This window comes from Streptomyces sp. NBC_01591, assembly GCF_035918155.1.
Taxonomy (GTDB): Bacteria; Actinomycetota; Actinomycetes; order Streptomycetales; family Streptomycetaceae; genus Streptomyces.
The window spans coordinates 2,031,175-2,056,247 of the sequence record NZ_CP109327.1 but is presented as its reverse complement, the minus strand read 5'-3'; the positions used below and the strand labels follow the sequence as shown (position 1 = coordinate 2,056,247).

Genomic DNA, 25,073 nt, shown 5'->3' with positions numbered 1-25,073 from the left:
GGGGGTCAGCTCAACAGGAGGAGGACCACACGCGACCGAAGTCGATGTGGGAGCGCTTGACCAGCCACTGCTGCGAATGCATGGCCCCAGTGGAACAGGCATCCGTTTGTCCGTCAACTGAGCCGAGACGCACGGCTCACAGTGTGGACAAGCTTGACAACGCGCGGTGAACAGCGCTTACCTCGGAAACGGACCGGCGCTGAGGGGCCCGGTCCACGTTGTGTTCCGGCTGAAGGCACGCCCCGTGTTCGATCTCTGCATCCACGGAGCCTTCGCATGTCCGCGCAGACAGATGTCCTCCCTCACTCTTCCCCCGCCCCGCTCGCCAAGAGCGACACGACCGACCGGCTCCGGATCGTCCCGGTGCGCCGAACAGGCCAGTGGGCGGCGGCCGTTGTCGCCCTGGCCCTCCTCGCCCTGGTGCTGAACTCCGTCATCCGCAACGACGCCTTCCAGTGGGATGTCGTCGGCGACTACTTCACCACCACCGCGGTCCTGCGCGGCCTCGGCCTCACCCTCTGGCTCACGGCACTGGTCATGGTGCTCGGCTTCGCCCTCGGCACCCTGCTCGCCGTCCTCAGGCTCTCCGCCAACCGCGTTCTGCAGGCGGTCAGTTGGGGGTACGTCTGGCTGTTCCGGTCCACCCCGATCCTGGTCCAGCTGCTGTTCTGGTTCAACATCGGCGCGCTCTACCCGGAGATCCTCGGCGTCCGTACGGTGAACCTCCTCGGCCCCGTCACGGTCGCCGTCATCGGGCTCACCCTGCACGAGGCCGCGTACGCCGCCGAAGTCGTCCGCGGCGGCATCCTCTCCGTCGAACGCGGACAGATCGAGGCCGCGCAGTCGCTCGGCCTCGGACCCTGGCGCCGGTTCCGCAGGATCGTCCTTCCGCAGGCGATGCGCTCCATCGTCCCGCCCGCCGGGAACATGCTGATCGGCACCCTCAAGGGCACCTCGATCGTCAGCATCATCGCCGTACAGGACCTGCTGTACTCCGTACAGCTCGTCTACCACCGCACCTACCAGGTCATCCCGCTGCTGCTGGTCGCCACCATCTGGTACGCCGTGGTCACCTCGCTGCTCGGCATCGGCCAGCACTACGTCGAGCGGCACTACGCGCGCGGCACGGCGGGTGCCCGGTGAGCGGGGCACCGACGCTCGTCGTCATAGGCGGCGGACCGCGCGGCACCGGACTGATCGAGCGCATCGCCGCCAACGCACCGGCCCTGTACGGCAACCGCCCGCTGGCCATCCATCTCGTCGACCCGTACCCGCCCGGCGGCGGACGGATCTGGCGGCACGACCAGTCGCCGCTGCTCTGGATGAACTCCATGGCCGAGGACGTCACGATGTTCACCGACGACACCGTCCAGCAGGAGGGGCCGATCCGTCCGGGCCCCGCGCTGCACACCTGGGCGGCGGACATCCGGGACGGGCGTGCGACACTCCCGGACGAGGCCGGCATCGAGCCCGAACTCCTCGATGAGATCAAGGCGTTGGAGGGCGAGGACTTCCCGAGCAGGCGGCTGCAGAGCGTCTATCTGCGCTGGGTGTACGAGCAGGCCGTCGCCGCCCTTCCGGAAGGCATCACCGTTCACTGGCACCGAGGCAGCGCCATGCGTGTCACCGGGCCGCGCGAAGGCCGACAGCGCGTCTGGCTGGAGGGGCGCGACACCCCGCTGCTCGCCGACGCCGTCGCCGTCACCATCGGCCACCTCGACGCCGAACCCGAGCCGGAACAGGTCGAGTTGGCCGACTTCGCGGACCGGCACGGGCTCGTCCACCTGCCGCCGGACTTCACCGCCGACACCGACCTGACCGAGGTGCCCGCGGGCGAGCCGGTCATCGTACGGGGCTTCGGGCTCGCCTTCGTCGACCTGATGGTGCTGCTCACCGAGGGGCGCGGCGGACGGTACGAGGACGGCGAGTACGTGCCGTCCGGCCGGGAGCCCGTGCTCCACATCGGATCGCGCCGGGGCGTCCCGTACCACTCCAAGATCGGCTACGCCTGGGAGGGCGAACGGCCGCCGCTGCCGCGCTTCCTCGGCCCGGACCGGACCGAGGCGCTGCTGAAGGCGGACCGGCCGGTCGACTTCCGGCGCGACGTGTGGCCACATATCGACAAAGAGCTCGGCTATGCCCACTACCACCGGCTCTTCACCGCCCACCCCGAGCGCACCACGGGCGACTGGGCCGGCTTCGAGGCGGAGTACGCCGCCGCGGACCCGGCAGGACCCGAACTGGCCGCTCTCGTCGCCGCCGCCGTCCCCGACCCCGCGGACCGGCTCGACCTCGAAGCGCTCGACCACCCCCTGGACGGGGTGCGCTACCCCTCGTACGAAGCACTGCAGGAGGGGTTGCGCGGCTACATCACCGCCGACCTGGAACGCCGCCACGACCCCGCACGCAGCCCGGACCTCGCCGTCTTCCTCGGACTGTTGTCCGCCTACGGGCAGTTGATCCGGCTCGGCGACATCGGAGGCTGGTGGCACGGCTTCTTCAGCTATCTCGCCTCCGGCCCGCCCGGCCCCCGGCTGCACCAGCTCCTCGCGCTCTCCCGGGCCGGTATTGTCCGCTTCCTCGGTGCCGGGATGACCGTCGAGGCCGACGAGCGACGGGGCCTCTTCCTGGCAGGCAGCGCCACCGTCCCGGGCCAGTGGATAGCGGCCCGCACCCTGGTCGAGGCCCGGCTGCCCGACCCCACGCTGGAACGCACCCGCAGCCCGCTGCTCCAGGAGCTGTACGAGGACGGGGCCGCCGCCACCGCCACCGGGCTGCTCTCGGTCGCTTCCGACAGCGGCCGGATCCTGGGCCGCGACGGCCGGCCGCACTCGCGCCGCTTCGCGCTCGGCCCGTTCACCACCGCCCGCGCCGGCGGAGCGTTCACCCGGCCGCGCACCGGCGGCCCGGCCTTCCGGCAGAACGACGCCACCGCCCGCACGGCGCTCGCGTTCCTCCGGGACCTCGCCTGTAGCGACGGCTGACCGCTCCCCGGAAGGGTACGGCCCCCACCCCCACCCTCGTACACCGCAGCCCAAGGACCCCTCATGTCCCTCACCAGTGATCCACCCATGGACAAGGCGACAGGACCACATGTCGCCCCGCCCACCGCCGACGACCACGACGCGCTCACCGTCGTCCCCGTACGCCACCCCTGGCGCTGGGTCGCCGTCGCCGCCACCGCCGTCGTACTCGCCCAGTTCCTGCACGGCCTGGTCACCAACCCGGGCTGGGAGTGGGGCGTCTTCGTCCAGTTCTTCACCGCCGAGACCATCCTCAAGGCCGTCTGGGTCACCCTCCGGTTGACCCTGTACGGCACGGTCCTCGGCTTCGCGCTGGGCATCGTGCTCGCCTTCATGCGGCTGTCGGCCAGCCCGTTCCTCAGGGCGGTCGCCTACGCGTACATCTGGGCGTTCCGCTCGATCCCGCTCATCGTCCAGCTGCTCTTCTGGTTCAACCTCGCCTATCTCTACAAGGAGTTGCAGTTCGGCATCCCGTTCGGGCCCGGCTTCTTCTCCTTCGACACGATGAACCTCGTCGGTGCGATGAGCGCGGCCGTACTCGGGCTCGCGCTGCACCAGGCCGCCTACGCGGCGGAGATCGTCCGCGGCGGTGTACTGGCCGTGGACGGCGGCCAGTTGGAGGCCGCCGCGGCGCTCGGGATACCCCGGCACCGGCAGCTGCGGCGGATCGTGCTCCCGCAGGCGATGCGCTCCGTACTGCCGAACGCCGCCAACGAGATCATCTCGCTCTTCAAGGGCACCTCGATCGTCTCCGTGATGGCGATCGGCGAACTCTTCTACCAGGTCCAGGTCGTCTACGGACGCAACGGCAGGGTCGTGCCCCTGCTGATGGTCGCGACGGTCTGGTACATCCTCCTGACCACCGTGCTCTCCGTCCTCCAGCACTACGTCGAACGTCACTACGCCAAGGGGGCCGCGCGATGAGCAGCACCACCGAAGACACCACCCCGACCCCGGACGCCATGGTCGAGATCCGCTCCGTGCACAAGAGTTTCAGCAGCCTCGAAGTGCTGCGCGGCATCGACCTGTCCGTACGCACCGGAGAGGTCACCGTCGTCCTCGGCCCGTCCGGCTCCGGCAAGTCCACGCTCCTGCGCACCATCAACCACCTGGAGAAGGTCGACAACGGCTGGATCAGCGTCGACGGCACCCTGGTCGGCTACCGCAGGGACGGCAACAAGCTGTACGAGCTCCGCGAACGCGAGGTCCTGCGCCGACGCACCCGGATCGGCTTCGTCTTCCAGAACTTCAATCTCTTCCCACACCTCACCGTGCTGGAGAACGTCATCGAGGCCCCGGTCGCCGCCCTCGGCCGCCCGAAGAAGGAAGCCGTCGCCGCCGCGGAGAGGCTGCTCGCCCGGGTCGGGCTCGCCGACAAGGCGGGGTCCTACCCCAAGCAGCTCTCCGGCGGGCAGCAGCAGCGGGTCGCCATCGCCCGCGCGCTGGCCCTCGAACCGAAGCTGCTGCTCTTCGACGAGCCGACCTCGGCGCTCGACCCCGAACTGGTCGGTGAAGTCCTCGACGTCATCAAGGACTTGGCGCGTCAGGGCACCACGATGATCGTCGTCACGCACGAGATCGGCTTCGCCCGGGAGGTCGCCGACACCGTCGTCTTCATGGACGAGGGACGGATCGTCGAGCAGGGCGCCCCCGGCGACGTACTCGACCGTCCGAGGCACGAGCGCACCCGCGCCTTCCTGTCCAAGGTTCTGTGATCCCACCCATGTTCTCTCCGAGGAGTGCACCCGTGTCCGTCCGCCGCACCCTGTCCGCCGCGCTCGCCACCCTCACCGCCGCAGGGCTGCTCACCGCCTGCGGTACCGGTGACGCCGCGACCGATGAGGTGAAGCCGAAGGGGCAACGGGGCACCGGCATCAACATCGGCCCCGACCAGCACCGGATCAGAGGCAAGAAGGACGAGGCCATCGCGGCGAAGGTGCCCGCGGCCATCCGCGAGCGGGGCACGCTGCGGCTGGGCGCGAGCGCCGATGCCTCACCACCGCTCGGCTTCTACGCGACCGACGACAGGACCCGGATCGGCTCCGAGATCGACATAGCGACCCTGATCGCCGACACACTCGGCCTGAAGCCGCAGTTCGAACAGGTCTCCTGGGAGAACCTCTTCGTCGGACTCGACAGCTCCAAGTTCGACGGAGTGCTCTCCAACGTCACGGTCACCGAGGAACGCAAAGAGAAGTACGACTTCGCGACCTACCGGCTCGACAACATCGCCTTCGAGGCCAAGAAGGGCTCCGGCTGGAAGGTGAAGCGACCGAAGGACGTGGCGGGGCGGACGATCGCCGTCGCGTCCGGCACCAACCAGGAGAAGATCCTCGTCGACTGGAGCGAGGAGAACGTCCGGGCCGGGCGCGAGCCGGTCGACATCAAGTACTTCCAGAAGGACACCGACTACTACCTGGCTCTCCAGTCCGGCCGGATCGACGCCTATCTCGGCCCCAGCCCGTCCGCCAACTACCACGTCGTGTCGGCCGGCCAGTCCGAGATCGTCGGCACGCTGTCGGGCGCGGGCGACGGGCTCCAGGGCAAGATCGCCGCCACCACGAAGAAGGGCAGCGGCCTGGTCGGGGCGTACGCGGCCGCCATCGACCACATCGTGCGGGACGGCTCGTACGCCAAGGTGCTGAAGCGCTGGGGGCTCACCGACGAGGCCGTCACGAAGTCGGAGATCAACCCGCCCGGCCTGCCCAGGCCCAAGAGCTGAGCCCCGCGGGATCCCCGAGAGAACACCTGAGAGAGCCCTGGAGAGGTACCACCCATGCCTGCAACCGCCCCCCTTCATCTGGCCGCCGAGATCGGCGGTCCGCCCCGCTACGACCCCGGGCACTACACCGGCCTCGCCCGGCTCGCCGAGCGCGGCGCCCTCGACTTCGTCACGCTCGGCGACTCCTTCGCCCGGCCCGGCCTCGACGCGCTCGCGGTGCTCTCCCGGCTCGCCCCCGCCACCGCCCGGATCGGCCTGGTGCCCACCGTCACCACCACCCACACCGAGCCGTTCCATGTGTCGTCCGCCGTGGCCACCCTGGACTGGGTGAGCCGTGGCCGGGCGGGCTGGAACGTCGATGTGTCGACGACCGGGGCCGAGGCCCGGCTGTTCGGCCGGCGTCCGGCGGCGCCCGCCGACGAGCTGTGGCGCGAGGCCGGTGAGAGCGCCGACGTGGGTTCCCGCCTGTGGGACAGCTGGGAGGACGACGCCGAGATCAGGGACGTCGCCACCGGACGCTTCATCGACCGCGACAAGCTGCACTACGTCGACTTCGAGGGCGCCTCCTTCTCCGTCCGGGGCCCGGCGATCGTGCCCAGGCCCCCGCAGGGGCACCCGGTCACCGTCGTCGACGGGACGAGCGGCCCGGCCCGGGAGACCGCGGCCCGCCACGCGGATGTCGTCCTGGTACGGGCCACCGCCCCCGAGCAGGCCGCCGCGGTCCGTACCGATCTGCGCCGGCGCGCGGCGGCGTACGGACGCGACCCCGACACGCTCCGGGTCCTGGTCGCGCTCACCGTCGACCTCGGCGACGCCGAGACCGCCCCCGAACCGGGACTGGAGAGCGGACCGCTGCTCGCCGCCGACGGCTCGCACTACCGGGGCGGCCCGGTGGACCTCGCCGACCTGATCACCCGGTGGCACCGCGGCGGAGCGGCGGACGGCTTCCACCTCACGCCCATCACCCCCGGGCGCGACCTCGAACGGATCGTCAACGGCACCGTGGCCCTGCTCCAGCACCGCAGCCTGTTCCGCACCTTCTACCCCGGCGGCACCCTGCGCGAGCACCTGGGACTGGCCCGCCCCGCCAACCGGTACGCCCCCGAAGGAGGACGGGCATGAGCACCGCAACGAGGCAGATGCATCTCGCCGCCCACTTCCCGGGCGTCAACAACACCACCGTCTGGGCGGACCCCCGCTCCAGGAGCCAGATCGACTTCTCCTCCTTCGAGCACCTCGCCCGCGCCGCGGAACGCGGCAAGTTCGACTTCTTCTTCCTCGCCGAGGGGCTGCGGCTGCGCGAGCACAACGGCCGCATCCACGATCTGGACGTGGTCGGCCGTCCCGAATCCCTCACCGTGCTGGCCGCGCTGGCCGCCGTCACCGACCGGCTCGGCCTCGCCGCCACCGTCAACGCCACCTTCAACGAGCCGTACGAACTGGCCCGCCGCCTCGCCAGCCTCGACCACCTCAGTGAAGGCCGGGCAGCCTGGAACGTCGTCACCTCCTTCGACGCCTTCACCGGGGAGAACTTCCGGCGCGGCGGCTACCTCGACCGGGCCGACCGGTACACCAGGGCCACCGAGTTCGTCGCCACCGCACGCGAATTGTGGGACAGCTGGACCCCGGACGGCACCCCGCGACCGTTCACGCACCGGGGGCAGCACTTCGCCATCGAGGGCGAGTTCACCGTTCCGCGTTCCCCGCAGGGCCATCCGGTCGTCATCCAGGCCGGTGATTCCCCGGAGGGCCGCGAGTTCGCCGCGTCCGCCGCCGATGTCGTCTTCACCCGGCACGGCACCCTGGAGTCGGGCCGCACCTTCTACGCCGACGTCAAGGCGCGGCTGGCGAAGTACGGCCGGGCCCCCGGCGAGCTGAAGATCATGCCCGGGGTCACCTTCGTACTCGGCGACAGCGACGCCGAGGCGCAGGAGCGGGCGGCCGAGATCCGCCTCCAGCAGGTCTCCCCGCAGAACGCGCTGCTGGCCCTGGAACAGATCTGGGGCCGCGACCTCTCCTCCTACGACCCCGACGGGCCACTGCCCGACATCGATCCGGACCCCGGATCCTCGCTGGTCCAGGGCCGGGTCAAGCACGGCGATCCCCTCGCCGTCGCGGCGCGCTGGCGTGCGCTGTCCGAGGAGAAGGGGCTGTCCATCCGGCAGACCGTCATCGAGACGACCGGCCGGCAGTCCTTCATCGGCAGCCCGCGGACGGTCGCGGCGCGGCTCACCGAGTTCGTCGAGGCCGATGCCGCCGACGGGTTCATCCTCGTACCGCATCTCACCCCGGGCGGTCTGGACGACTTCGTCGACCGCGTCGTCCCGCTCCTCCAGGAGCGCGGGGTGTTCCGCTCCGAATACACCGGTCCCACGCTGCGGTCGCATCTCGGGCTCGCCGAGCCGGTATGGAAAGGTTGATCGCATGAGCACGGACGCACAGCAGCCGCACGGTTCCGAGCAGGCGGCGCAGGACTGGAAGCACTGGCACGAGGAGCGCACCGCCATGGTCGCCGGCCCCTACGGACCGCTCTCCCTCACCGGCACCCACTGGCTCTCCGACTACCCGGAGGGCCACATCCCCGAGGTCCCCGGGCAGTGGCGGGAGGACGGCGACGAGCTGGTGCTCAGCGCCTCCGCCGCGGACGGGCTGACCGTCGACGGCGAGCCCTTCACCGGCCAGGTCCGTCTCACCGCCGACCGCGGCCCGATCGACGAGTCCCGCGTCGCGCACGGTGAGCGGCGGCTGGTCGTGCTGAGCCGCGAAGGGCTCTGGGCGGTACGGGACTTCGACCCGGACTCCCCGGCGCGGCGCGCCTTCCGGGCCATCGAAGCCACCCCGTACGACGCCCGCTGGGTGCTCCCGGGCATCTTCCGCCCGTACGACAGCGCCCGTACGGTCCGGGTCGAGAACGCCGACGGGGTCGAGCGCGGTCTCGGACTCGCCGGTGAGATCGCCTTCGAGGCCGACGGCGCGGAGCACACGCTGCATGTCGCGGTCGAGCCCGACGGCTCGCTCTGGGCGGTCTTCGCCGATGCCACCAGCGGAACCAGCAGCTACCGCTTCCGGTTCCTGCGGCCCGCGGCGCCCGCCGAGGACGGCAGCGTGACGGTCGACCTCAACCGCGCGCTGCTGCCGCCGTGCGCCTTCGCGGACCACTTCATCTGCCCCTTCCCGCCGCCCGGCAACACCCTTCCCGTCGCCGTCGAGGCGGGGGAGCGCAACCGCGTCGACAACTGACACGCCGACATATTCGTCCGGGGCAGCGGTCCCGGCAGCCCGCGTGCTGCCGGGGCCGCTCCCGCGCTGTGCGACAAGTTCAGGCCAGTAGGCCCTCTTGCGCCACGAGTTGACGCCTTGAATACTCCCGAACAGCGCTTGTCAGGAACACGGCATGTCTGTACTGCAGGCATATGGCCGTGCGAAAGACTGCGCCTCACGGGTCCGACCACCCCACAGGCGGGCCCCCGACTTCCCCTCGGGAGGAATGAAAAGTGAGGATGAAGCGCACTACCCCCCTCGGCGGCACCGCGAGACGCGCCAGGACCATCGCCATCGCCGCGGGTCTCGTCGCCGTCGCCGCACTGGCCGTCCCCAGCGCCCAGGCCGACACCAACACCACCTTCAGTGCCGAGCAGCTCTCCGCCGCGAGCGACGCCGTGCTCGGCGCCGACGTCGCGGGCACCGCGTGGAACGTCGACCCGGTGTCCAAGAGACTCGTGGTCGCCGTCGACAGTACGGTCTCGCAGGCCGAGATCGAGCAGATCAAGCAGTCCGCCGGAGCCAACGCCGCCGCCCTGAAGATCGAGCGCACCCCCGGTAAGCTCAGCAAGCTGCTCTCCGGCGGCGACGCGATCTACGCCCCCGGCTGGCGCTGCTCCCTCGGCTTCAACGTCCGCAGCGGCAGTACCTATTACTTCCTGACCGCCGGTCACTGCACCGACGGTAACCCGCCCTGGTACACCAACTCGTCGAAGACGACCAGCATCGGACCGACGGTCGGCTCCAGCTTCCCGACCAACGACTACGGCCTGGTGCGGTACGACAACGCCTCGGTCGCCCCCGCGGGCACCGTCGGCAGCGTCGACATCACCAGCGCGGCCAACGCCACGGCCGGCATGTCCGTCACCCGCCGCGGCTCCACCACCGGCATCCACAGCGGCTCCGTCACGGGTCTCAACGCCACGGTCAACTACGGCAACGGCGACATCGTCTACGGCATGATCAAGACCAACGTCTGTGCGGAGCCCGGCGACTCCGGCGGCTCCCTCTACTCCGGCTCCAAGGCGATCGGCCTGACCTCGGGCGGCAGCGGCAACTGCTCCTCCGGCGGCACCACGTACTTCCAGCCGGTCGCCGAGGCGCTCAGCGCGTACGGAGTCAGCGTCTACTGATACGCGCACACCCGTTGCACAACCCCGAACAGGCAGTCGACCGAGACGGAGTCCCCGCCCGAATGCCGGGCGGGGGCTCCCGCTCACCCCGCGGCTTTTGAGAGGATGTGGGGCAGGTCGGTCACGCAGGAGCAACGGGGGCGGGCGCTGCACCAACCGGAGGGATGCCCTCCGGAACCCCCGGCAGACACCTCAGGGGGTTCCAGGTCCGTGAAACGCATCGGAGTGACCGGTCATCGCACCATCCCGCAGGAGGCCCACGCCCATGTGCTCGCAGGGTTACGGGCGGCGCTCTGCGGCCACGAAGGCTCCTTGGAGGCCCTCTCCAGCCTGGCGGTGGGAGCGGACCAGCTCTTCGCCGACCTCGCCCTGGCCCGGGGCGCGGACCTGACCGTGGTCATCCCGAGCGGCGACTACGAATCCTGCTTCGCCGACGCGGCCGAACTCGCCCGCTACCGGGCCCTCAAGGACCGGGCGGCCCGGGAGGTCCGGCTCGGCTACCCGCACTCCACCGACGAGGCGTACTACGCGGCGGGTGCGTACATCGCCGACCACTGCGACCGGCTGCTCGCGGTGTGGGACGGCCGGCCGGCCCGCGGCCTCGGCGGTACGGGCGACATCGTGACGTACGCCCGGAGCCTGGGCCGCCCGGTCACGGTGATCTGGCGCGAGGGCGTGGAGCGCGGCTGACCGCCTGCGCGGCCGCCCCGCGCCACCGGCATCACGTCACATCTGGTGCCGGGCCAGCCAGTCGGTGTGCTGGGGGGAGACGATGCGCTCGGTCTCGAACACCGCACCCGGCCACTGACGCTCGGTCAGCGTGGTCTCCATCGCCACCTGCATCGCCTCCAGGTCCTGCTCCACCAGCGAGTGGGCCGAGATCAGCGGGTGGTGGCGGCGCATCTCGCTCCACGCCAGACAGGCGGCCGCCGCCGCCGACAGCACCCCCGTCAGGGCGAAGGACTGGGCGACGGAGAACGTCCGCAACAGGGCGAACACCAGGGCGAGCGCGGTCAGCACGGCAATGGTGGTCGACCAGACCAGGGTGGCCCGCCGGGAGACCTCCTGGCGCCTGCGGTACCAACTTCTCTGCTCAATCAGGCGGTCCCGCACATACGTCTCCTTGCGTACGGTGAACGCCTTCTCCCGTAACTCACGCATCGAGTCGGTGATCAGTCCCCCCGAATCCGCCATCAGGTCGCGGGGGTCGGCCCATCCCACTTTGCAGAGTTCCTGAAGACCTTCTTCGAGGCGGTTCGCGAACACCGCCTCCGGGTGCTGGGTACTGCTGTCGAACGGTGATCCGTGCACCGAGTAGCGCCAGCACATCGACTTGATGAACTCTGCCGCCGAGCGGTTGAGTTGCCAATGCGACTTTGCTTTGCGCCGGGCGGAGAGGTACGTCGTGATCAGGACACCCAGGTAGGCCAACGCGCCGACGGCGTCGACGAGTTGAAACGTGTCACCCACTTCGGCATGCCAGGGGACCGCGGCCGGCAAGGCCCCCGTGACCAGGAGAATCAGTTGAATGCGGGTGGTGTTCACGGCCTCCCGCTGCCTTGCGATGGCTATCTCGTCCGTGTGGTGAAAGAGCGCCGGCAGATCGGCGTTCCTGAAGACCATGCTCTGGAGCGGCCCGGGAAGCGCCGTCATGTTCACTCCCGTCTGCGGTTATGTCGTCACTTCAATGGCGGAATCAGTGGTTCCGTTCGATTCGGGACGGCCTCATGTGACGCTCTCGTTCCAAGTGGCTGTCCTCAGTTGCCAACCGAGGCCATGAGAGTAAAGTCGTGCCGCCGGACACTGCAATGGTGCAGATACTGTTGCTGCATTCCTGTCCGGAACCAATCCATCGGAACAAATCCCCTCAAGGACGGCCGTGAAGACCTCTGAATCCTCCCCCTCCTTCGCCGTTGCGAAGAAGAACCGTGTGCCGCTCGCCGAGATCGATGTCCGCGGCACTGCTGCTGCCCGGAAGCTCGGTCGCGTGCATGCCGCGTCGGCCGGTCGCCCCACTCAGGCATCGACCTTCAACTCGGCGCTCTGAAAACAACGCGCCGAACACCCCTTGAACCGAAGCCCCGAGCACCCCTTCGGGCTGGCTAGACTGGTGGAATGACAGGACCCCTGGTCCCTTTCCGCGAAGTCGTTCTCAAGGTTCACAGCAGGTGCGATCTTGCCTGTGACCATTGCTATGTCTATGAACATGCAGATCAGAGCTGGCGTACCCGGCCCAGGACAATCTCTGATGATGTCATCTTCCGGACTGCTCAACGTTTGGCCGAGCATGCCAAGGCACATGCACTGCCCTCCGTGTCAGTGATCCTGCACGGAGGGGAGCCTCTACTGGCGGGGCCCGCCCGATTGCGGCGAGTCTGCGAAGTGCTCACTTCCGCCTTCGACGGCGTCGCGGAACTCGACCTCCGTATCCACACCAACGGACTCCAGCTCAGTCCCCGGTATCTCGACCTCTTCGACGAGTTCGGTGTAAGGGTCGGCATCTCCCTCGACGGCGACCAGGCCGCCAACGACCGGCACCGCCGCTACGCCGACGGACGCAGCAGTCACTCCCGGGTCCTCAAGGCCGTGGAGCTGCTCCGGCAGGAGCGCTACCGCCACCTCGATCTCGGGCTCCTGTGCACCGTCGACATCGAGAACGACCCGCACGCGGTCCTCGACGCGCTCACCGAGCTCGACCCGCCGCTCATCGACTTCCTGCTTCCGCACGCCACCTGGGACGATCCGCCGCCCCGCCCGGACGGGTCGCCCACCGCCTACGCCGACTGGCTCCTCGCGATCTTCGACCGCTGGCAGGAGCAGGGGCGTCCGGTGCCGGTGCGGCTCTTCTCCTCGGTGCTGTCCACGCTGGGCGGCGGCCCCAGCCTCACCGAGTCCCTGGGGCTCGCCCCGACCGACCTCGTCGTCGTCGAGACCGACGGCCAGCTGGAGCAGGTCGACTCGCTCAAGAGCGCCTACGAGGGCGCGGCGGCCACCGGTTTCGATGTCTTCACCCACACCTTCGACGAGGTGGCGGCCCATCCCGGGGTACGGGCCCGTCAGCTCGGACTGGCCGGCGTCAGCGAGACCTGCCGCAGCTGCCCCGTCGTGCGCTCCTGCGGCGGCGGCCTCTACACCCATCGGTACCGCTCCACCGGGCCGTCCGGCGCGTTCGACAACCCGTCCGTGTACTGCGCCGACCTGGCCGCCCTGGTGCGCGGTATCGAGGCGCGCACGGCGGCGTCCCTCGTCGCGCCCGAGGTGGCCGAGCCGCTCGAACTGGCCGCCTCCCAGCGAGACCTCACCCGCATGCTGCTGGCCCGGCTGAACGCCGACATCGAAGGGCGCGGCGGTGAGCGGTGGGCGGAGGCCTGGGAGCTGGCCGCCACCGTCGAGGCCTCCGAGGAGGGGGCCCGCGGCCTGGACGAGGTGCTGGCCCACCCGTACACCCGCACCTGGCTGCTCCATGCGCTGGAGCAGCTCCACGAACGGCCGGGGGGCGTGGCAGCCGCGCGGCGGCTGCCGGCGTATCTCGCGGCCGCCGCCGTACGGGTCGGCCTCGACCTCTCGGTGGGCGTTGCCTACTCGGACGGCAGGCTGGTCCTGCCGGGTCTCGGCGAGTTGCGGATCGGGGAAGCGGGGGAGCACGGCACGGCGCGGGTGCACGCCGTCGAGGACGGCTTCCTGGTCCGGCGGTACGAGGGCGACCCGGCCGAACGGCTGGTCGTGCGCACGGGGGCGGCCGGTCCCGGCTGGCGTCCGGTGCGTCGGCTCGAGGTGCCCGGTGCCGCGCCCGGCCCGGCGCTCGATCTGGTGCTCGACGACCTCGACCCGTACCGCGACTGCTTCACCGCGCCGGCCGCGGCTGCGCTCGACGACCGGGCCGCCGCGGATCTGATGGCCAGGCTCGGCGACGCCTGGACGCTGATCGAGATGAAGGCGCCCGTGCGGGCCCGGGAGATGGCGGGCCGCCTCACCACCCTGACACCGCTGACCGGCCTGGCCCCGGCGGAGCCGTCCGTGGGGCGGCACGGCTACGGCGCGCTGGGCATCGCCGCGGACGGCAGTGCCCAGGAGTTGGCGTCCGCGCTGCTTCGGGGCTTTCGGCGGGCCGAATTGCAGGCGCTTGCCGATGTCACGGATCTTTACGCGGCGGACGGCTCCTGGGAACATCGGATGCCCTGGCAGGAAGAACCAGTTCCGTTTTCCCGGTTGCTGGCAGACACCTATGAGCGGATGGCGTTGGGTGAATTCGAGCCGCACCGTCTGGAGGGCGTACCACAGGCCCTCGACACGCTGGAGGGTGCCGCCGAGCTCACCGTCAGTGGAAAGCGGCTGCTGGATCTGATGCGAAAAGAGATCTGAGGGGCGAATTCCGGTTCGGCCGCGGGCATCAGCACACACGGGACAACTGGGAGGAACAGCCGCAGACCGAATTCGATCAAGGAAATGATCGGCTGAACCCGGGAACGTATGACTGAAAACCGGCGTTGAATGACCGAACGCCATGGGGGTGGAGCAACGTCCGCTCCGGAATGATGAATTCGCTCGCATTCACTTCACTCCTCGGATGCGGGTGCTCACACAGGACGGGGGTCGTGTGCACGCAACAACGGAGCAGCGAGCGGCGGACCATCGGCCGTACTTCTTCTTGAGTTATGCCCATACACCGGGCTACGGCCGTGGAACCGACCCAGATATGTGGGTCGAACGCCTCTTCAAGGATCTCTGTGACCACGTGATGGCCATGACGGATCTGCCCGCGGGCGCGCCCGCGGGGTTCATCGACCGCGAGATACGCTCCGGCGAGGGCTGGTCGGAGCGGCTCGGTGAGGTGCTCGCCACCTGCCGGGTGTTCGTTCCCCTGTTCTCGCCGCGCTACTTCGCGAGCGAGATGTGCGGCAAGGAGTGGTACGCCTTCGCTCAGCGCGCCATCCATCACCGGGCCCGTTCCAACCAACGGGCCGAAGCGATCGTCCCGGCCCTCTGGGTACCGGTCCCACCGAGCCAGCTCCCCGGCCCCGCCGAGCGATTACAGTTCAACCACCGTGATTTCGGGGACCGTTACGTCAGTGACGGACTCTACGGACTGATCAAACTCCGGCTCTTCGCCGAAGAGTATGAGCGCGCGGTGTACGAACTCGCCAAGCGCATCGTCAACGTCGCCGACACGATAAGGATCGGCACCGGCCGCCCCGTCGACTACCGGCTGGCCCCCAGCGCCTTCGGCCCGCCCAACAGTTCGGTCGGCGGCCCCCGTCCCATGCAGGTCACCATCGCCGCCGCCACCCGGCACGACCTGCCCGCGGGACGCAACGCCGACTACTACGGCGACAGTCCGCAGGACTGGAACCCCTACCACCCGGCCGCCGCCCGCCCCCTGGCCTATGTCGCCGAGGACCTGGTGCGCTCCCTCAACTACCAGGCGACCATCTCCTCCTTCGACGAGGAGACCGGACACGGGGAGGGCAAACAACCGCCCAGCAGACCGGAGATCCTGCTCGTCGACCGCTGGGCCCTCCAGGACGAGGACCGCCGCCGCAGGCTCGCCGCCTTCGACGCCGAGAACCGCCCCTGGGTGACGATGGTCGTGCCGTGGAACCGCGAGGACCACGAGAGCATGGCGGCCGAGGCCGAACTGACCGAGAAGCTCGAACAGACCATGCCGACCAAGATGCGCCAGGGGCGTGCCTACTGCCGAGCCGCCGCCAAGGGCGTACCCAGCATGGAGGCATTCGGGCAGATCCTGCCGCAGGTGGTCGAGGTGGCGGCGCAGCAGTATCTGAGACACGCAGCGGTGTATCCACCCGCCACCGGCGGGGGACACACCGAACGGACACGGTTGATGGGGCCGATGGCTCAGACGAACTACATCCCCGAGACACACGACCCTGCGACGGATGCGGAGGACACGGATGACGGCCGGTCGTGACGGGCGCATCGTCACCTTCTACTCGTACAAGGGCGGCACCGGGCGCACGATGGCCCTGGCCAACACCGCCTGGATACTCGCCGCCAACGGAAAACGGGTACTGGCCGTCGACTGGGACCTGGAGGCACCGGGGCTCCACCGGTTCTTCCACCCGTTCCTCGACCCGTCGACACTCGGTGCCACCACCGGCGTCATCGATCTGATCACCGAGTACGCGTGGGCCGCGACCAGCCCCGTCCAGCGCGCCGACGACTGGCACCGCGACTACGCCCGGATCCAGCCGCACGCCGTCTCCCTCACACCCGAGGCGCTCGGCTGGGAGTTCCCGCAGGGCGGCACGCTCGACTTCGTCTCCGCCGGACGGCAGAACCGCGAATACTCCGCGACCGTCTCCACCTTCGACTGGGACAACTTCTACGACCGGCTCGGCGGCGGCCACTTCTTCGACGCCCTGCGCGACGACATGAAGGCCAACTACGACTACGTCCTCATCGACAGCCGGACCGGCCTCAGCGACATCGCCGACATCTGCACCGTCCACCTCCCCGACGTCCTCGTCGACTGCTTCACCCTCAGCGACCAGTCCATCGACGGCGCCGCCTCCGTGGCCCGGCAGATCTCCGAGCGCTACACCGGCCGCCCCATCTCCATCTTCCCCGTCCCGATGCGCATCGACGAGGGCGAGAAGGAGAAGGCCGACGCCGGACGGGCGCTGGCCCGGCTGAAGTTCGACCGGCTGCCGCGCGACCTGTCCGGGGACGAACTCACCGCCTACTGGGGCGCGGTGGAGATTCCGTACCGCCCCTACTACGCGTACGAGGAGACCCTCGCGACCTTCGGCGACGAGGCGGGCCTCACCAACTCCCTGCTTTCCGCCTTCGAACGGCTCACCTCCGTCATCACCGACCAGCAGATCACCTCGATGCCACCGGTCGGCGAAGAGGTACGGCTGCGCATCCGTGACGCGTTCACCAGGCGCAGGCCCGCGCTGCCCGCCGATCTCTTCCTCAGCTATGTGGCGGAGAACCGGATGTGGGCCGACTGGATCGAATCCGTGCTCACCCGGGCCGGGTTCCGCGTCGTACCGCGCGACGTGTCCGCCGAGCGGGAGGCCCCGGAACCGGCGGCGGCCGCCGCCGAGAACGCCGCCCGTACCGTCGTGCTGCTCTCCAGCGCCTACCTCAAGTCCCAGCGTGCGGTGAACCTCTGGGACCGGGCCGTCGCGGAGGACCCCGGCGGCGGCCGGCGCCATCTGCTGCCGCTCAGGGTCGGTGATGTACGGCTCTCCGCGCCCTACATCGACCGCAATCCCGTCGACCTCTTCCGGCTCGACGAGGTGCACGCCACCGCCGCGCTGCTGCGTGCCCTGGACCGGCCCGTACAGCTCACCGATGCCGTGTCGCCCGGACCGCGCTTCCCGGGCACCGTCCCCAGGATCTGGAACGCCCCGCCGCGCAACCCCGGTTTCACCGGCCGCTCCCTGGTCCTGGAACGGATGCGCGACCAGCTCGGCGGCGGCATGGCCGTCGTGCTGCCGCAGCCGCAGACCCTGTACGGACTCGGCGGCGTCGGCAAGACCCAGGTCGCCCTGGAGTACGTGCACCGCTTCATGGCCGACTACGACCTGGTCTGGTGGATATCGTCCGAGCAGACCGACGACGTGGTGGCCGCGCTCGCCGAGCTCGCGGTCCGGCTGGGCGCCCAGGGCGGCGACGACATGGCGGCAGCCTCCCAGGAGGCCGTGGACCTGCTGCGGCGAGGCGTGCCCTCGGACCGCTGGCTGCTGGTCTTCGACAACGCCGACGACCCCGAACGCCTCCGGCGCTACTTCCCGCAGGGCGGCTCGGGCCACATCCTGGTCACCTCCCGCAACCAGGCCTGGTCCCAGCACGGCGACGCGCTGCCCGTCGACGTCTTCCTGCGCGAGGAGTCCGTCGAACACCTTCAGCGCCGGGCCCCGGGGCTGAGCGACGAGGACGCCGCCCAGGTGGCCACTGCGGTCGGTGACCTGCCGCTGGCCGTCGAGCAGGCGGCGGCCTGGATCGCGGAGACCGCCACCCCGATCGACACCTATCTGGAACAGCTGGCCCAGCAGGCCCCCGAGGTCCTGGCGCTCAACCAGCCGGCCGGTTACCCGGAGCCGGTCGCCGCGACCTGGAACATCTCCATCCAACGGCTCAAGGAGCGCTCGCCCGCCGCGGTGCGGCTGCTCCAGCTCTGCGCCTTCTTCGCACCCGAGCCCATCTCGGGGAACCTCCTGTACAGCAAGGAGATGATCGAGGCGCTGAAGCCGTACGACGCCTCGCTCCAGGAGAAGCTGGTGCTGGGCCGGGTCATCCGGGAGATCGGCCGGTTCGCCCTCGCCAAGGTCGACCAGGTGTCCAACTCCATCCAGGTGCACCGGCTCGTCCAGGCCGTCATCCGGGCGCAGCTCACCGAGGAGGAGCAGCAGGATGCCCGGCACGCCGTCCACCGCATCCTGGCGGGCGCCCGGCCCGACGACGACGAGCCGATCGACAACCCCTCGACCTGGCCGCAGTTCGCCTCCATCTGGCCGCACCTCGGCCCGTCCGACGCGCGCAACTGCAAGGAGCCCGAGGCCCGCAGGCTGCTGATCGACCGGGTCCGCTACCTCTGGAAGCGCGGTGACTTCCGGACCGCCACCACCCTCTGCGAGGACCTGCGCGAGATCTGGCGGGAGACGCTGGGGGAGCGGGACATCCAGTACCTCTACCTCTGCTTCCACCTCTCCAACATCTACCGCTCGCGCGGCCGTTACGTGGAGGCCAGGGAACTCGACGAGATCACCCTGTCGACACAGCGGGAAGTCCTGGGCCCGGAGCACCCGCACACGTACATGAGCACCAGCAGCCTGGCGACCGACCTCGGCACGCTCGGGGAGTACACCAGGGCGATCGAGCTGGCGACCGAAGCCACCGACGGGTTCAACCAGATCTTCCACGAAGCGCACCCGAGGACGCTGGCGGCGGCCAACAACCTGGCGTTCACCCTGCGGTCCATCGGCCAGTACGCCAAGGCCCGCGAGATCGACCAGGACGTCTTCGACCGGCGTCGGGAGGTGCTCGGCGAGGAACACCCGTACAGCCTCTCCTCGGCCATGAACCTGGCCCGTGACCTGCGGGACGTCGGGCGGTACGAGGACTCGGTCGGCATCCTCAGCCGTACGTACGACAGCTACAAGGGCACGCTCGGCCGGGCCTTCCCGGGCACGCTGAGCGCGGCGAAGAGCCTCGCGGTGTCGCTGCGCCGCGCGGGCAGACTGGAGGACGCCCGCAGGCTCACGGTGGCCACCCGCTCCAGGTACCGGGCCAAGTACACCTCCGCCAACCCGGAGTCGCTGGCCTGCGATCTCAATCTGGCGGCCGACCTGTACGCGGCCGGCGAGACGGCCGAGGCCAGGGACACCGCACAGGAGGTCGTCGACCAGTACATGAAGGTGCCGGGGGAGAAACACCCGTACACCCTGGCCGCCCTGAACAACCTGGGCGTCTACCAGTCGGGGACCGGCGCCTCGGACGAGTCGGTGCGGGTGCTGACCCGGGTGGTCGCCGCGATGCGGGAGGTGTACGGGCCGGAGCACCCCAACACCCTGTTCTGCGTGATGAATCTGGCGAACGCGACAGCGGAGCGGGGCGATCTCGAACTGGTCCTGGAGACCGAGGAGAAGGTGTCCGGGCAGCTCAGGAGGGTACTGGGGGCGCATCACCCGGAGACCCTGGCCATGACGTCGAACATGGCGGTCACGCTCGACGCGCTGGGGCGCAAGGACGAGGCGCTGCGCCTGAGGACCGAGACGGTCGAGGAGCTGGCCCGTCAGCTCGGCGACGACCACCCGATGACCCGGATCGCCCGGGACGAGCGCCGGTTCGAGCGCGAACTGGAACCGACGGCGGTGTGAACCCCGGGGGAGCGTCCGGCACCGGCCGGACGCTCCCCCGGTTTCCCGGCCCGCTGCTCAGCGGGCGGGCGGGTCCAGCAGCCAGTTGAGGATCTCGGGCAACACATGCAGCGCGTCGAAGTGCGCGGCCGCCGGTTCCACCACGACGGTGGAGTTCGGGATGCGTTCGGCCAGCCAGCGAGAGTGGCCCACCGGCGAGAACACGTCCTTCTCGCCGTGCCACAGCATCACCGGACCTGTGATGTCCGCAGGGTCGAACCCCCACGGATTGCTGAACGCGATCGCGTCGTCGATCCAGCCCCAGGCGGAAGTGCGCAGCCCCTCACGGTAGTTGCGCAGCAGCATGGTGCGGACCCCGGCGTCGTTGACCACCATCCGGTCGGAGTCGGTCAGATCCTGGCGCAGGTCGTCGATGAGCCGGACGGGGTTCTTCCTGATCACCGCGGACCGGGAGATGAACGACTCCGCGAGCCCGTCCGGATCGGCCGCCGCCGTGGAGTAGGCCAGCACGTTGGAGGCGGCCATCCCGTCGAACCAGTCGAGCCCGTCGGCGCCCCGGGGGGCCAGCCCGACCAGCGCGGCGGCACGGGTCACCCGCTCGGGCATCAGCGCCGCGCAGGCCAGGGCATGCGGGGCGCCACCGGACCGGCCCACCACGGCGAACCGGTCGAGACCGAGGTGGTCCGCGATGGCCCGTACGTCCTGAGCGGCGTCGGCGACACAGCGGCCCGGCAGCCGGTCGGAGTCGCCGTAGCCCGGCCGGTCGTAGGTGATCAGCTGGGTCTTGCGCTGGTACAGCACCATGCCGCGCGGAGCCGGACCGAGCCTGCTGCCGGGCATCCCGTGCAGCAGGAAGACCGGTCTGCCGCGGGGATCCCCGAGACGCTCCACCACCAGATGCCGCCCGTCCGCCGCGCGCACCCGACTACGCACTTGGCGCCTCCTCCGTATGGTGCAGGCACCACGTGCCCGACTTTTCCACCCGATTCGATGATGGCTCATCAGAGCTCTTACCAGGTTGGGGTGTTGGAAACCCATGCGAGGCCGGCGGATGGCGCGGGAGGTGTCGGACTCGGCCGTCGCGGGCGGTCGTGGGACCGCCCGCGGCGATCCGGTCGCTGTTGGCGATGGTCAGGCGGCTCGGGCAAGTCCGTCGGAGCTCGCCTTCGCCGGTGCCACGCCGAAGATGTCCACGGCGTGGTAGTACGTCCATGCGGTGCTGTTGCACGCGGTGAGCTTCGCTCCGGAGTAGGCGGCGCACACGCGCTTGAGGTCCGCGTAGAACGCGGAGTCGATGCGCGACTTGTTGGCGGAGAAGCTGCCGGCGGCCTTGTAGTTGCGGTAGCCGAAGTCGTGGCGGGCGCAGGCCTTTTCGAAGGGGAAGCCGAACGGGTTGTCGGGCGAGCTGCTGCAGTAGTCCGTCGACCAGTCGAAGCCGTACGCGGCCCAGGCGCCCTGGTTGTTGCGGGCGGAGTTCCAGGCGTTGTAGCTGGACAGGCTCGTCTGGGTCCAGGAGCTGAGGACCTGGGGCTTGTCGGCGGGGGCGGCCGAAGCGGACGCGACAGGGAGCAGGGCGATCGGGAGCGACAGAGCGACTGCGGCGAGCGGGACGGTGAATCGGCGACGCATGAGCAACCTCCGGTAAATGACAGGGAGTTGAGCTGATCGTGCTTCTCGTGCCCTCGCGGGATCGCTCAGCATGATGCCATGCACCTGTCATGGGCGTGGTCTGTCCGGCGGATCAGGCCCGGAAACGCCCTGGCTGTTGTGTCGTTGGCCGCCAGGAATTCGGCCGCAGACCGGGCAGCGGTCATGGGAGGACCGCCGCCCGGCACGACGGCCGGTGGATCAGAGGGCCTTCGACTCCAGGTGGTAGGTCGTGTCGACCCAGAAACCGTTCGTGGCCGCGGCCTTGATCTCCAGCACGTACTGGCCGGGAGTCAGCGGTGCGAAGCCGCCCCAGATGCCCCAGGCGTAGCGCTGGGTCAGCCCGGTCCTGAACGGCGCGGTGAACTCCTGCAACGGCAGCGGGACGCTGTTGAGCGAGGCCGTGGCCTCCGCGGCCGTCATGCGCTGGGGCACCCTTGAGTACGACCGGGGGTGCTGCATGTTGAGGACGGGGAAGAAGACCGGTCGGTCCGAGGGGATCGCACAGCGCCGCACCACCCGCCCGCCGTACGTGCCGGCCAGGAACCAGAGGTCGTCCGGCTGGTTCCAGGCGGCGTGCTCACCCGTGGTGTCCCTGACCGGGCTCCGGTCGTCGGGCGCGGACAGGGCCCACTGCCACCACCGGCCCGCGAGCGCCCCGCCCTCTTCGTTGCTCGGCTTCCACGTACGCTCCGCCGGTCCCGCACCACTCATGACGCCCCTCCCACGTGCAGCCCCTGATCCGGCCTGACCCAAACGAAAGACCCTGGGGCTCGATTCGAACAAGCGGAATGTACCCGGGGTGGGTGCCGGGGCGGACGGAGGGCTCGGCGGCGATCCCGGAGAGCCCTACCGCGCAGCGGTGGCCGTACCGATGACCACCGTTCGCGCCCACTCGGGCGGGGAGCCCGGGACGTAGTAGGGATCGTCCTCGTCCCACGACCGGGGAAACAGACCCACCACCGTCCGGCACGCCGGCTGCGCGCTCGGCCAGGGCGTCTGGCCGTCGGTCAGGACCACCACGACATCGGGCCGCGGCTGCATCCGCAGGGCCCGGGCGAAGCCCGAGCGCAGATCCGTACCCCCGCCGCCCACCAGCGGGATTCCCTCGGCACGGCACAGCGGGTGCGCGACCCGGGCCGCCGCGTCGCACGGGAGGACGGTGATCAGGTCGCGACGGCCGCCGACGGCGCGGGAGATCGCGGCAACCTCCAGGAGCGCGCTGCCCAGTTCGGTGTCACTGACCGACGCGGACGTGTCGATGACCACGCAGACCCGGGGCGGTCTGCGCCTCAGGCTCGGCAGAACGGCGCCGGGCACACCGGCCGAGCGCCGCGACGGGCGGCCGTACGTGTAGTCCTCGCCCGCGCCGGATCCGGAGGCGGCCGAACGTACCGCCGCACCCAGCAACTCCCGCCACGGCTGCGGCGGATGGAACGCCTCCTCCGCCCACCGCTGCCAGCCCTTCGAGGCGTTCCCCGGACGGCCGGTGATGCCCTGCGCCACCCTGAACCGGACCGCGTCCCGTTCCTGCTCGCTGAGGCCGTGCGCCCCGTCCGGCCCCAGGTCCCACTCCCGCTCCAGCCCGTCGGCGCCGCTGCCGCAGTCCAGCCAGGCCAGGTCCTGCGTATGCGGCCCGAGCCGGAACTGGCGCAGGTAGTCCTCCATGAGCTGTCCCTCGGGGAGCCCCAGGAAGTCCGGATCGACGGCGCCTTCCGGCCGGACCAGCCCCTCGCCGAACACGTCGTCGTTGATCTCGCAGTCGGCGGCGATGTTCATCCGCAGCCGTTCCGCGGGGCCGGTCAGCCCGCGCTGCCGCGCCACCCGGTCGCTGCGCCCGTGATGGTCGCGCAGCAGGTGCGACACCTCGTGCACCCAGACTCCGGCCAGTTCCTCCACCGGGGTCCGGTCCACGAAACCGGGCGAGACGTAGCACCGCCAGTGCCGGTCGACGGCCATCGTCGGCACCCGCCGCGACTCCACGACGCACAGGGCGAACAGGGCCGTCGCCAAGTAGGGGCGGGCCCGGACGGCTTGCAGCCGGGCGGCGAAGAGCTTGTCGAAGTCCAGCGCCCCCGATGCGCCCGGTGCCCTCGATGCGTCCCGCGCTCCCGATGCGTCCAGCGCCCCCGGCGCGTCCGGTGTCATCGGCCGGCCGCCGCGGCGACCGCGGCCCGGTCCGCGGTCCGGGCCGCCGCCCGGTCCGCCCGCCGGGACAGGGACACCGCTCCGGCGAGCTGCTCGATCGATGCCGGAACGTCCCAGTCCTCCCGGCGCAGCGAGGCGAGCGTGGTCGCCGGAACGACCACCACGTCCGGGGCTCCGGTCTCCAGGGCCCGGACCAGGAGCGCCCAGGCCGCGTCCCAGCGGGGCTTCTCCGGGCGATTGCGGACCGCCGCCACCACACCGTCGAGCACCGCCTGACGCAGATCACCCCGCTCGGGCAGGACTGCGCCCGCCGGGTCGGCGAGCAGCGTTTCGGGGTCCGGCAGGTCCATCCGGTCCAGGCTCGCCAGCAGCTCCAGCCCCGGACCGTCTCCCACGGTGCCCCTGACCAGCAAGGAGAGTACGTCCCTGGAGGAGCCGGCCGCGGTCGCGAACGCGATCAGGCACAGCGTCATGTCCCAGCTCCGGGGTGACGGCCAGGGACCACCCCGGCGCGTTTCGCCACTGGGCAGCCGGTGTACGAGCGCCGGGCGGGCGGTGAGGAGCCCGCACACCGCGCGGCGGGCGAAGTCCACGGCCTCCGGCAGCCGTTCGGGGGCGAGCCGCGGCAGTGTCGCCCTGGGCCAGGTCCCGCCGAGGCCGCGCACCACCACCTCGTGGTCATGGGTCCACTGGAGATGCACGAACCGGTTGGCCAGCGGCGGACTCAGCTCCCAGCCGTCGGCCGCCGAGGACCGCGGATTGGCGGCCGCCACGATCCGGACCCCGGGCGGCAGTTGCAGGGCGCCGATCCGTCGCTCCAGCACGAGACGGAGCAGGGCGGCCTGAACGGCAGGCGGCGCGGTGGACAGCTCGTCCAGGAACAGCAGCCCCCGGCCCGCCCTCACCAGGCGCACCGCCCAGTCCGGCGGGGCCATCGGGACGCCCTGTTCCGCGGGATCGTCGCCGACGATGGGCAGCCCCGAGAAGTCGGACGGCTCATGGACGCTGGCGATGACCGTGGTCAGCGGAAGGTCCAGGGAGGCAGCGAGTTGGGTGAGGGCGGCGGTCTTGCCGATGCCGGGCTCGCCCCACAGGAGTACGGGCAGGTCGGCGGCCACGGCCAGGGTCAGGGCCTCCAGCTGGATGTCGGGGCGGGGTTCGGTGGTGGTGTCGCGCAGCAGGGCCGTCAGCTCGCCGGCGATGTCGAGCTGCGAGGCGCTGTCCCGGCCGGAGGGCGCGTCGGGCATGGCGAAAGGGGTGCGTACAGGCATGGCTGATCACCTTTTGGGTC

Annotated in this window: 20 protein-coding genes; 14 read left to right on the top strand and 6 right to left on the bottom strand. The window is 70.4% G+C overall.

The window, feature by feature from the left end; all coding sequences use genetic code 11:
* Positions 1 to 276: 276 nt before the first annotated feature.
* From OG978_RS09575 to OG978_RS09530, 10 genes are all read left to right on the top strand, one after another.
* On the top strand, positions 277 to 1,143 hold the full coding sequence (locus OG978_RS09575; protein WP_326764780.1) for an amino acid ABC transporter permease: 867 nt from the start codon (positions 277 to 279) through the stop codon (positions 1,141 to 1,143).
* Positions 1,140 to 2,984, top strand: coding sequence for an FAD/NAD(P)-binding protein (locus OG978_RS09570; RefSeq protein WP_326764779.1), 1,845 nt, complete (start codon positions 1,140 to 1,142; stop codon positions 2,982 to 2,984). The genes OG978_RS09575 and OG978_RS09570 overlap by 4 nt, the downstream gene beginning before the upstream one ends.
* Before the next feature lie 63 nt (positions 2,985 to 3,047).
* The gene (locus OG978_RS09565) at positions 3,048 to 3,947 is read left to right on the top strand and encodes an amino acid ABC transporter permease (RefSeq protein ID WP_326764778.1); all 900 of its coding nucleotides are present in this window, start codon (positions 3,048 to 3,050) and stop codon (positions 3,945 to 3,947) included.
* Between the two features lie 38 nt (positions 3,948 to 3,985).
* Complete coding sequence (locus OG978_RS09560; protein WP_326769981.1) at positions 3,986 to 4,738, top strand: amino acid ABC transporter ATP-binding protein; 753 nt, start codon at positions 3,986 to 3,988, stop codon at positions 4,736 to 4,738.
* Positions 4,739 to 4,770: 32 nt separating this feature from the next.
* Positions 4,771 to 5,745 carry an ABC transporter substrate-binding protein gene (locus OG978_RS09555; RefSeq protein ID WP_326764777.1) on the top strand — a complete coding sequence of 325 codons (975 nt, stop codon included), beginning with the start codon at positions 4,771 to 4,773 and terminating at the stop codon, positions 5,743 to 5,745.
* A gap of 54 nt (positions 5,746 to 5,799) precedes the next feature.
* Positions 5,800 to 6,867 carry an LLM class flavin-dependent oxidoreductase gene (locus OG978_RS09550; protein WP_326764776.1) on the top strand — a complete coding sequence of 356 codons (1,068 nt, stop codon included), beginning with the start codon at positions 5,800 to 5,802 and terminating at the stop codon, positions 6,865 to 6,867.
* Between the two features lie 17 nt (positions 6,868 to 6,884).
* The gene (locus OG978_RS09545; protein WP_326769980.1) at positions 6,885 to 8,165 is read left to right on the top strand and encodes an NtaA/DmoA family FMN-dependent monooxygenase; all 1,281 of its coding nucleotides are present in this window, start codon (positions 6,885 to 6,887) and stop codon (positions 8,163 to 8,165) included.
* 4 nt (positions 8,166 to 8,169) lie between these two features.
* The gene (locus OG978_RS09540; RefSeq protein ID WP_326764775.1) at positions 8,170 to 8,985 is read left to right on the top strand and encodes a DUF1684 domain-containing protein; all 816 of its coding nucleotides are present in this window, start codon (positions 8,170 to 8,172) and stop codon (positions 8,983 to 8,985) included.
* Positions 8,986 to 9,239: 254 nt separating this feature from the next.
* Positions 9,240 to 10,139 carry a S1 family peptidase gene (locus OG978_RS09535; protein WP_326764774.1) on the top strand — a complete coding sequence of 300 codons (900 nt, stop codon included), beginning with the start codon at positions 9,240 to 9,242 and terminating at the stop codon, positions 10,137 to 10,139.
* A 210-nt stretch (positions 10,140 to 10,349) separates the two neighbouring features.
* Entirely contained in the window at positions 10,350 to 10,829 is a 480-nt protein-coding gene (locus tag OG978_RS09530) for a hypothetical protein (RefSeq protein ID WP_326764773.1), read from the top strand.
* A gap of 36 nt (positions 10,830 to 10,865) precedes the next feature.
* On the opposite strand, the gene OG978_RS09525 is transcribed toward OG978_RS09530, so the two are convergent.
* Positions 10,866 to 11,762, bottom strand: a complete 897-nt coding sequence (locus tag OG978_RS09525) for a DUF4231 domain-containing protein (RefSeq protein ID WP_326769979.1) — start codon at positions 11,760 to 11,762, stop codon at positions 10,866 to 10,868.
* A 256-nt stretch (positions 11,763 to 12,018) separates the two neighbouring features.
* On the opposite strand from OG978_RS09525, the gene fxsA reads away from it, so the two are divergent.
* The 4 genes from fxsA (at position 12,019) to fxsT (ending at position 19,987) form a co-directional block, all read left to right on the top strand.
* Positions 12,019 to 12,186, top strand: coding sequence for an FxSxx-COOH cyclophane-containing RiPP peptide (gene fxsA, locus OG978_RS09520; RefSeq protein WP_326764772.1), 168 nt, complete (start codon positions 12,019 to 12,021; stop codon positions 12,184 to 12,186).
* A gap of 68 nt (positions 12,187 to 12,254) precedes the next feature.
* Positions 12,255 to 14,501 (top strand): radical SAM/SPASM protein FxsBH, inactivated beta-hydroxylase extension form, encoded by a 2,247-nt coding sequence (gene fxsBH / locus OG978_RS09515; RefSeq protein WP_326764771.1) that lies wholly within the window; start codon positions 12,255 to 12,257, stop codon positions 14,499 to 14,501.
* Positions 14,502 to 14,706: 205 nt separating this feature from the next.
* Positions 14,707 to 16,068 (top strand): FxsC protein, encoded by a 1,362-nt coding sequence (fsxC, locus tag OG978_RS09510; RefSeq protein ID WP_326764770.1) that lies wholly within the window; start codon positions 14,707 to 14,709, stop codon positions 16,066 to 16,068.
* The gene (gene fxsT / locus OG978_RS09505; RefSeq protein WP_326764769.1) at positions 16,052 to 19,987 is read left to right on the top strand and encodes an FxSxx-COOH system tetratricopeptide repeat protein; all 3,936 of its coding nucleotides are present in this window, start codon (positions 16,052 to 16,054) and stop codon (positions 19,985 to 19,987) included. Before fsxC ends, fxsT begins: the two co-directional genes overlap by 17 nt.
* A gap of 57 nt (positions 19,988 to 20,044) precedes the next feature.
* On the opposite strand, the gene OG978_RS09500 is transcribed toward fxsT, so the two are convergent.
* The 5 genes from OG978_RS09500 to OG978_RS09480 all read right to left on the bottom strand — a co-directional run bounded on the left by OG978_RS09500 (position 20,045) and on the right by OG978_RS09480 (position 25,053).
* Positions 20,045 to 20,920, bottom strand: a complete 876-nt coding sequence (locus OG978_RS09500; RefSeq protein ID WP_326764768.1) for an alpha/beta fold hydrolase — start codon at positions 20,918 to 20,920, stop codon at positions 20,045 to 20,047.
* A 198-nt stretch (positions 20,921 to 21,118) separates the two neighbouring features.
* Positions 21,119 to 21,616, bottom strand: a complete 498-nt coding sequence (locus OG978_RS09495) for a phospholipase (RefSeq protein ID WP_326764767.1) — start codon at positions 21,614 to 21,616, stop codon at positions 21,119 to 21,121.
* A 219-nt stretch (positions 21,617 to 21,835) separates the two neighbouring features.
* Positions 21,836 to 22,348: a hypothetical protein gene (locus OG978_RS09490; protein ID WP_326764766.1), complete on the bottom strand. Its 513-nt coding sequence runs from the start codon at positions 22,346 to 22,348 to the stop codon at positions 21,836 to 21,838.
* Positions 22,349 to 22,483: 135 nt separating this feature from the next.
* Positions 22,484 to 23,782 (bottom strand): vWA domain-containing protein, encoded by a 1,299-nt coding sequence (locus tag OG978_RS09485; protein WP_326764765.1) that lies wholly within the window; start codon positions 23,780 to 23,782, stop codon positions 22,484 to 22,486.
* On the bottom strand, positions 23,779 to 25,053 hold the full coding sequence (locus tag OG978_RS09480) for an AAA family ATPase (protein ID WP_326764764.1): 1,275 nt from the start codon (positions 25,051 to 25,053) through the stop codon (positions 23,779 to 23,781). The genes OG978_RS09485 and OG978_RS09480 overlap by 4 nt, the downstream gene beginning before the upstream one ends.
* Positions 25,054 to 25,073: the final 20 nt, after the last annotated feature.

Bases quoted from the DNA above. Each gene is read 5' to 3' on its own strand.
- OG978_RS09575 (WP_326764780.1), top strand. From the start codon at position 277: ATGTCCGCGCAGACAGATGTCCTCCCTCACTCTTCCCCCGCCCCGCTC.
- OG978_RS09565 (WP_326764778.1), top strand. From the start codon at position 3,048: ATGTCCCTCACCAGTGATCCACCCATGGACAAGGCGACAGGACCACAT.
- OG978_RS09560 (WP_326769981.1), top strand. From the start codon at position 3,986: ATGGTCGAGATCCGCTCCGTGCACAAGAGTTTCAGCAGCCTCGAAGTG.
- OG978_RS09550 (WP_326764776.1), top strand. From the start codon at position 5,800: ATGCCTGCAACCGCCCCCCTTCATCTGGCCGCCGAGATCGGCGGTCCG.
- OG978_RS09545 (WP_326769980.1), top strand. From the start codon at position 6,885: ATGCATCTCGCCGCCCACTTCCCGGGCGTCAACAACACCACCGTCTGG.
- OG978_RS09540 (WP_326764775.1), top strand. From the start codon at position 8,170: ATGAGCACGGACGCACAGCAGCCGCACGGTTCCGAGCAGGCGGCGCAG.
- OG978_RS09525 (WP_326769979.1), bottom strand. From the start codon at position 11,762: ATGGTCTTCAGGAACGCCGATCTGCCGGCGCTCTTTCACCACACGGAC.
- fxsBH (WP_326764771.1), top strand. From the start codon at position 12,255: ATGACAGGACCCCTGGTCCCTTTCCGCGAAGTCGTTCTCAAGGTTCAC.
- fsxC (WP_326764770.1), top strand. From the start codon at position 14,707: ATGCGGGTGCTCACACAGGACGGGGGTCGTGTGCACGCAACAACGGAG.
- fxsT (WP_326764769.1), top strand. From the start codon at position 16,052: ATGACGGCCGGTCGTGACGGGCGCATCGTCACCTTCTACTCGTACAAG.
- OG978_RS09495 (WP_326764767.1), bottom strand. From the start codon at position 21,616: ATGCGTCGCCGATTCACCGTCCCGCTCGCCGCAGTCGCTCTGTCGCTC.
- OG978_RS09490 (WP_326764766.1), bottom strand. From the start codon at position 22,348: ATGAGTGGTGCGGGACCGGCGGAGCGTACGTGGAAGCCGAGCAACGAA.
- OG978_RS09485 (WP_326764765.1), bottom strand. From the start codon at position 23,782: ATGACACCGGACGCGCCGGGGGCGCTGGACGCATCGGGAGCGCGGGAC.
- OG978_RS09480 (WP_326764764.1), bottom strand. From the start codon at position 25,053: ATGCCTGTACGCACCCCTTTCGCCATGCCCGACGCGCCCTCCGGCCGG.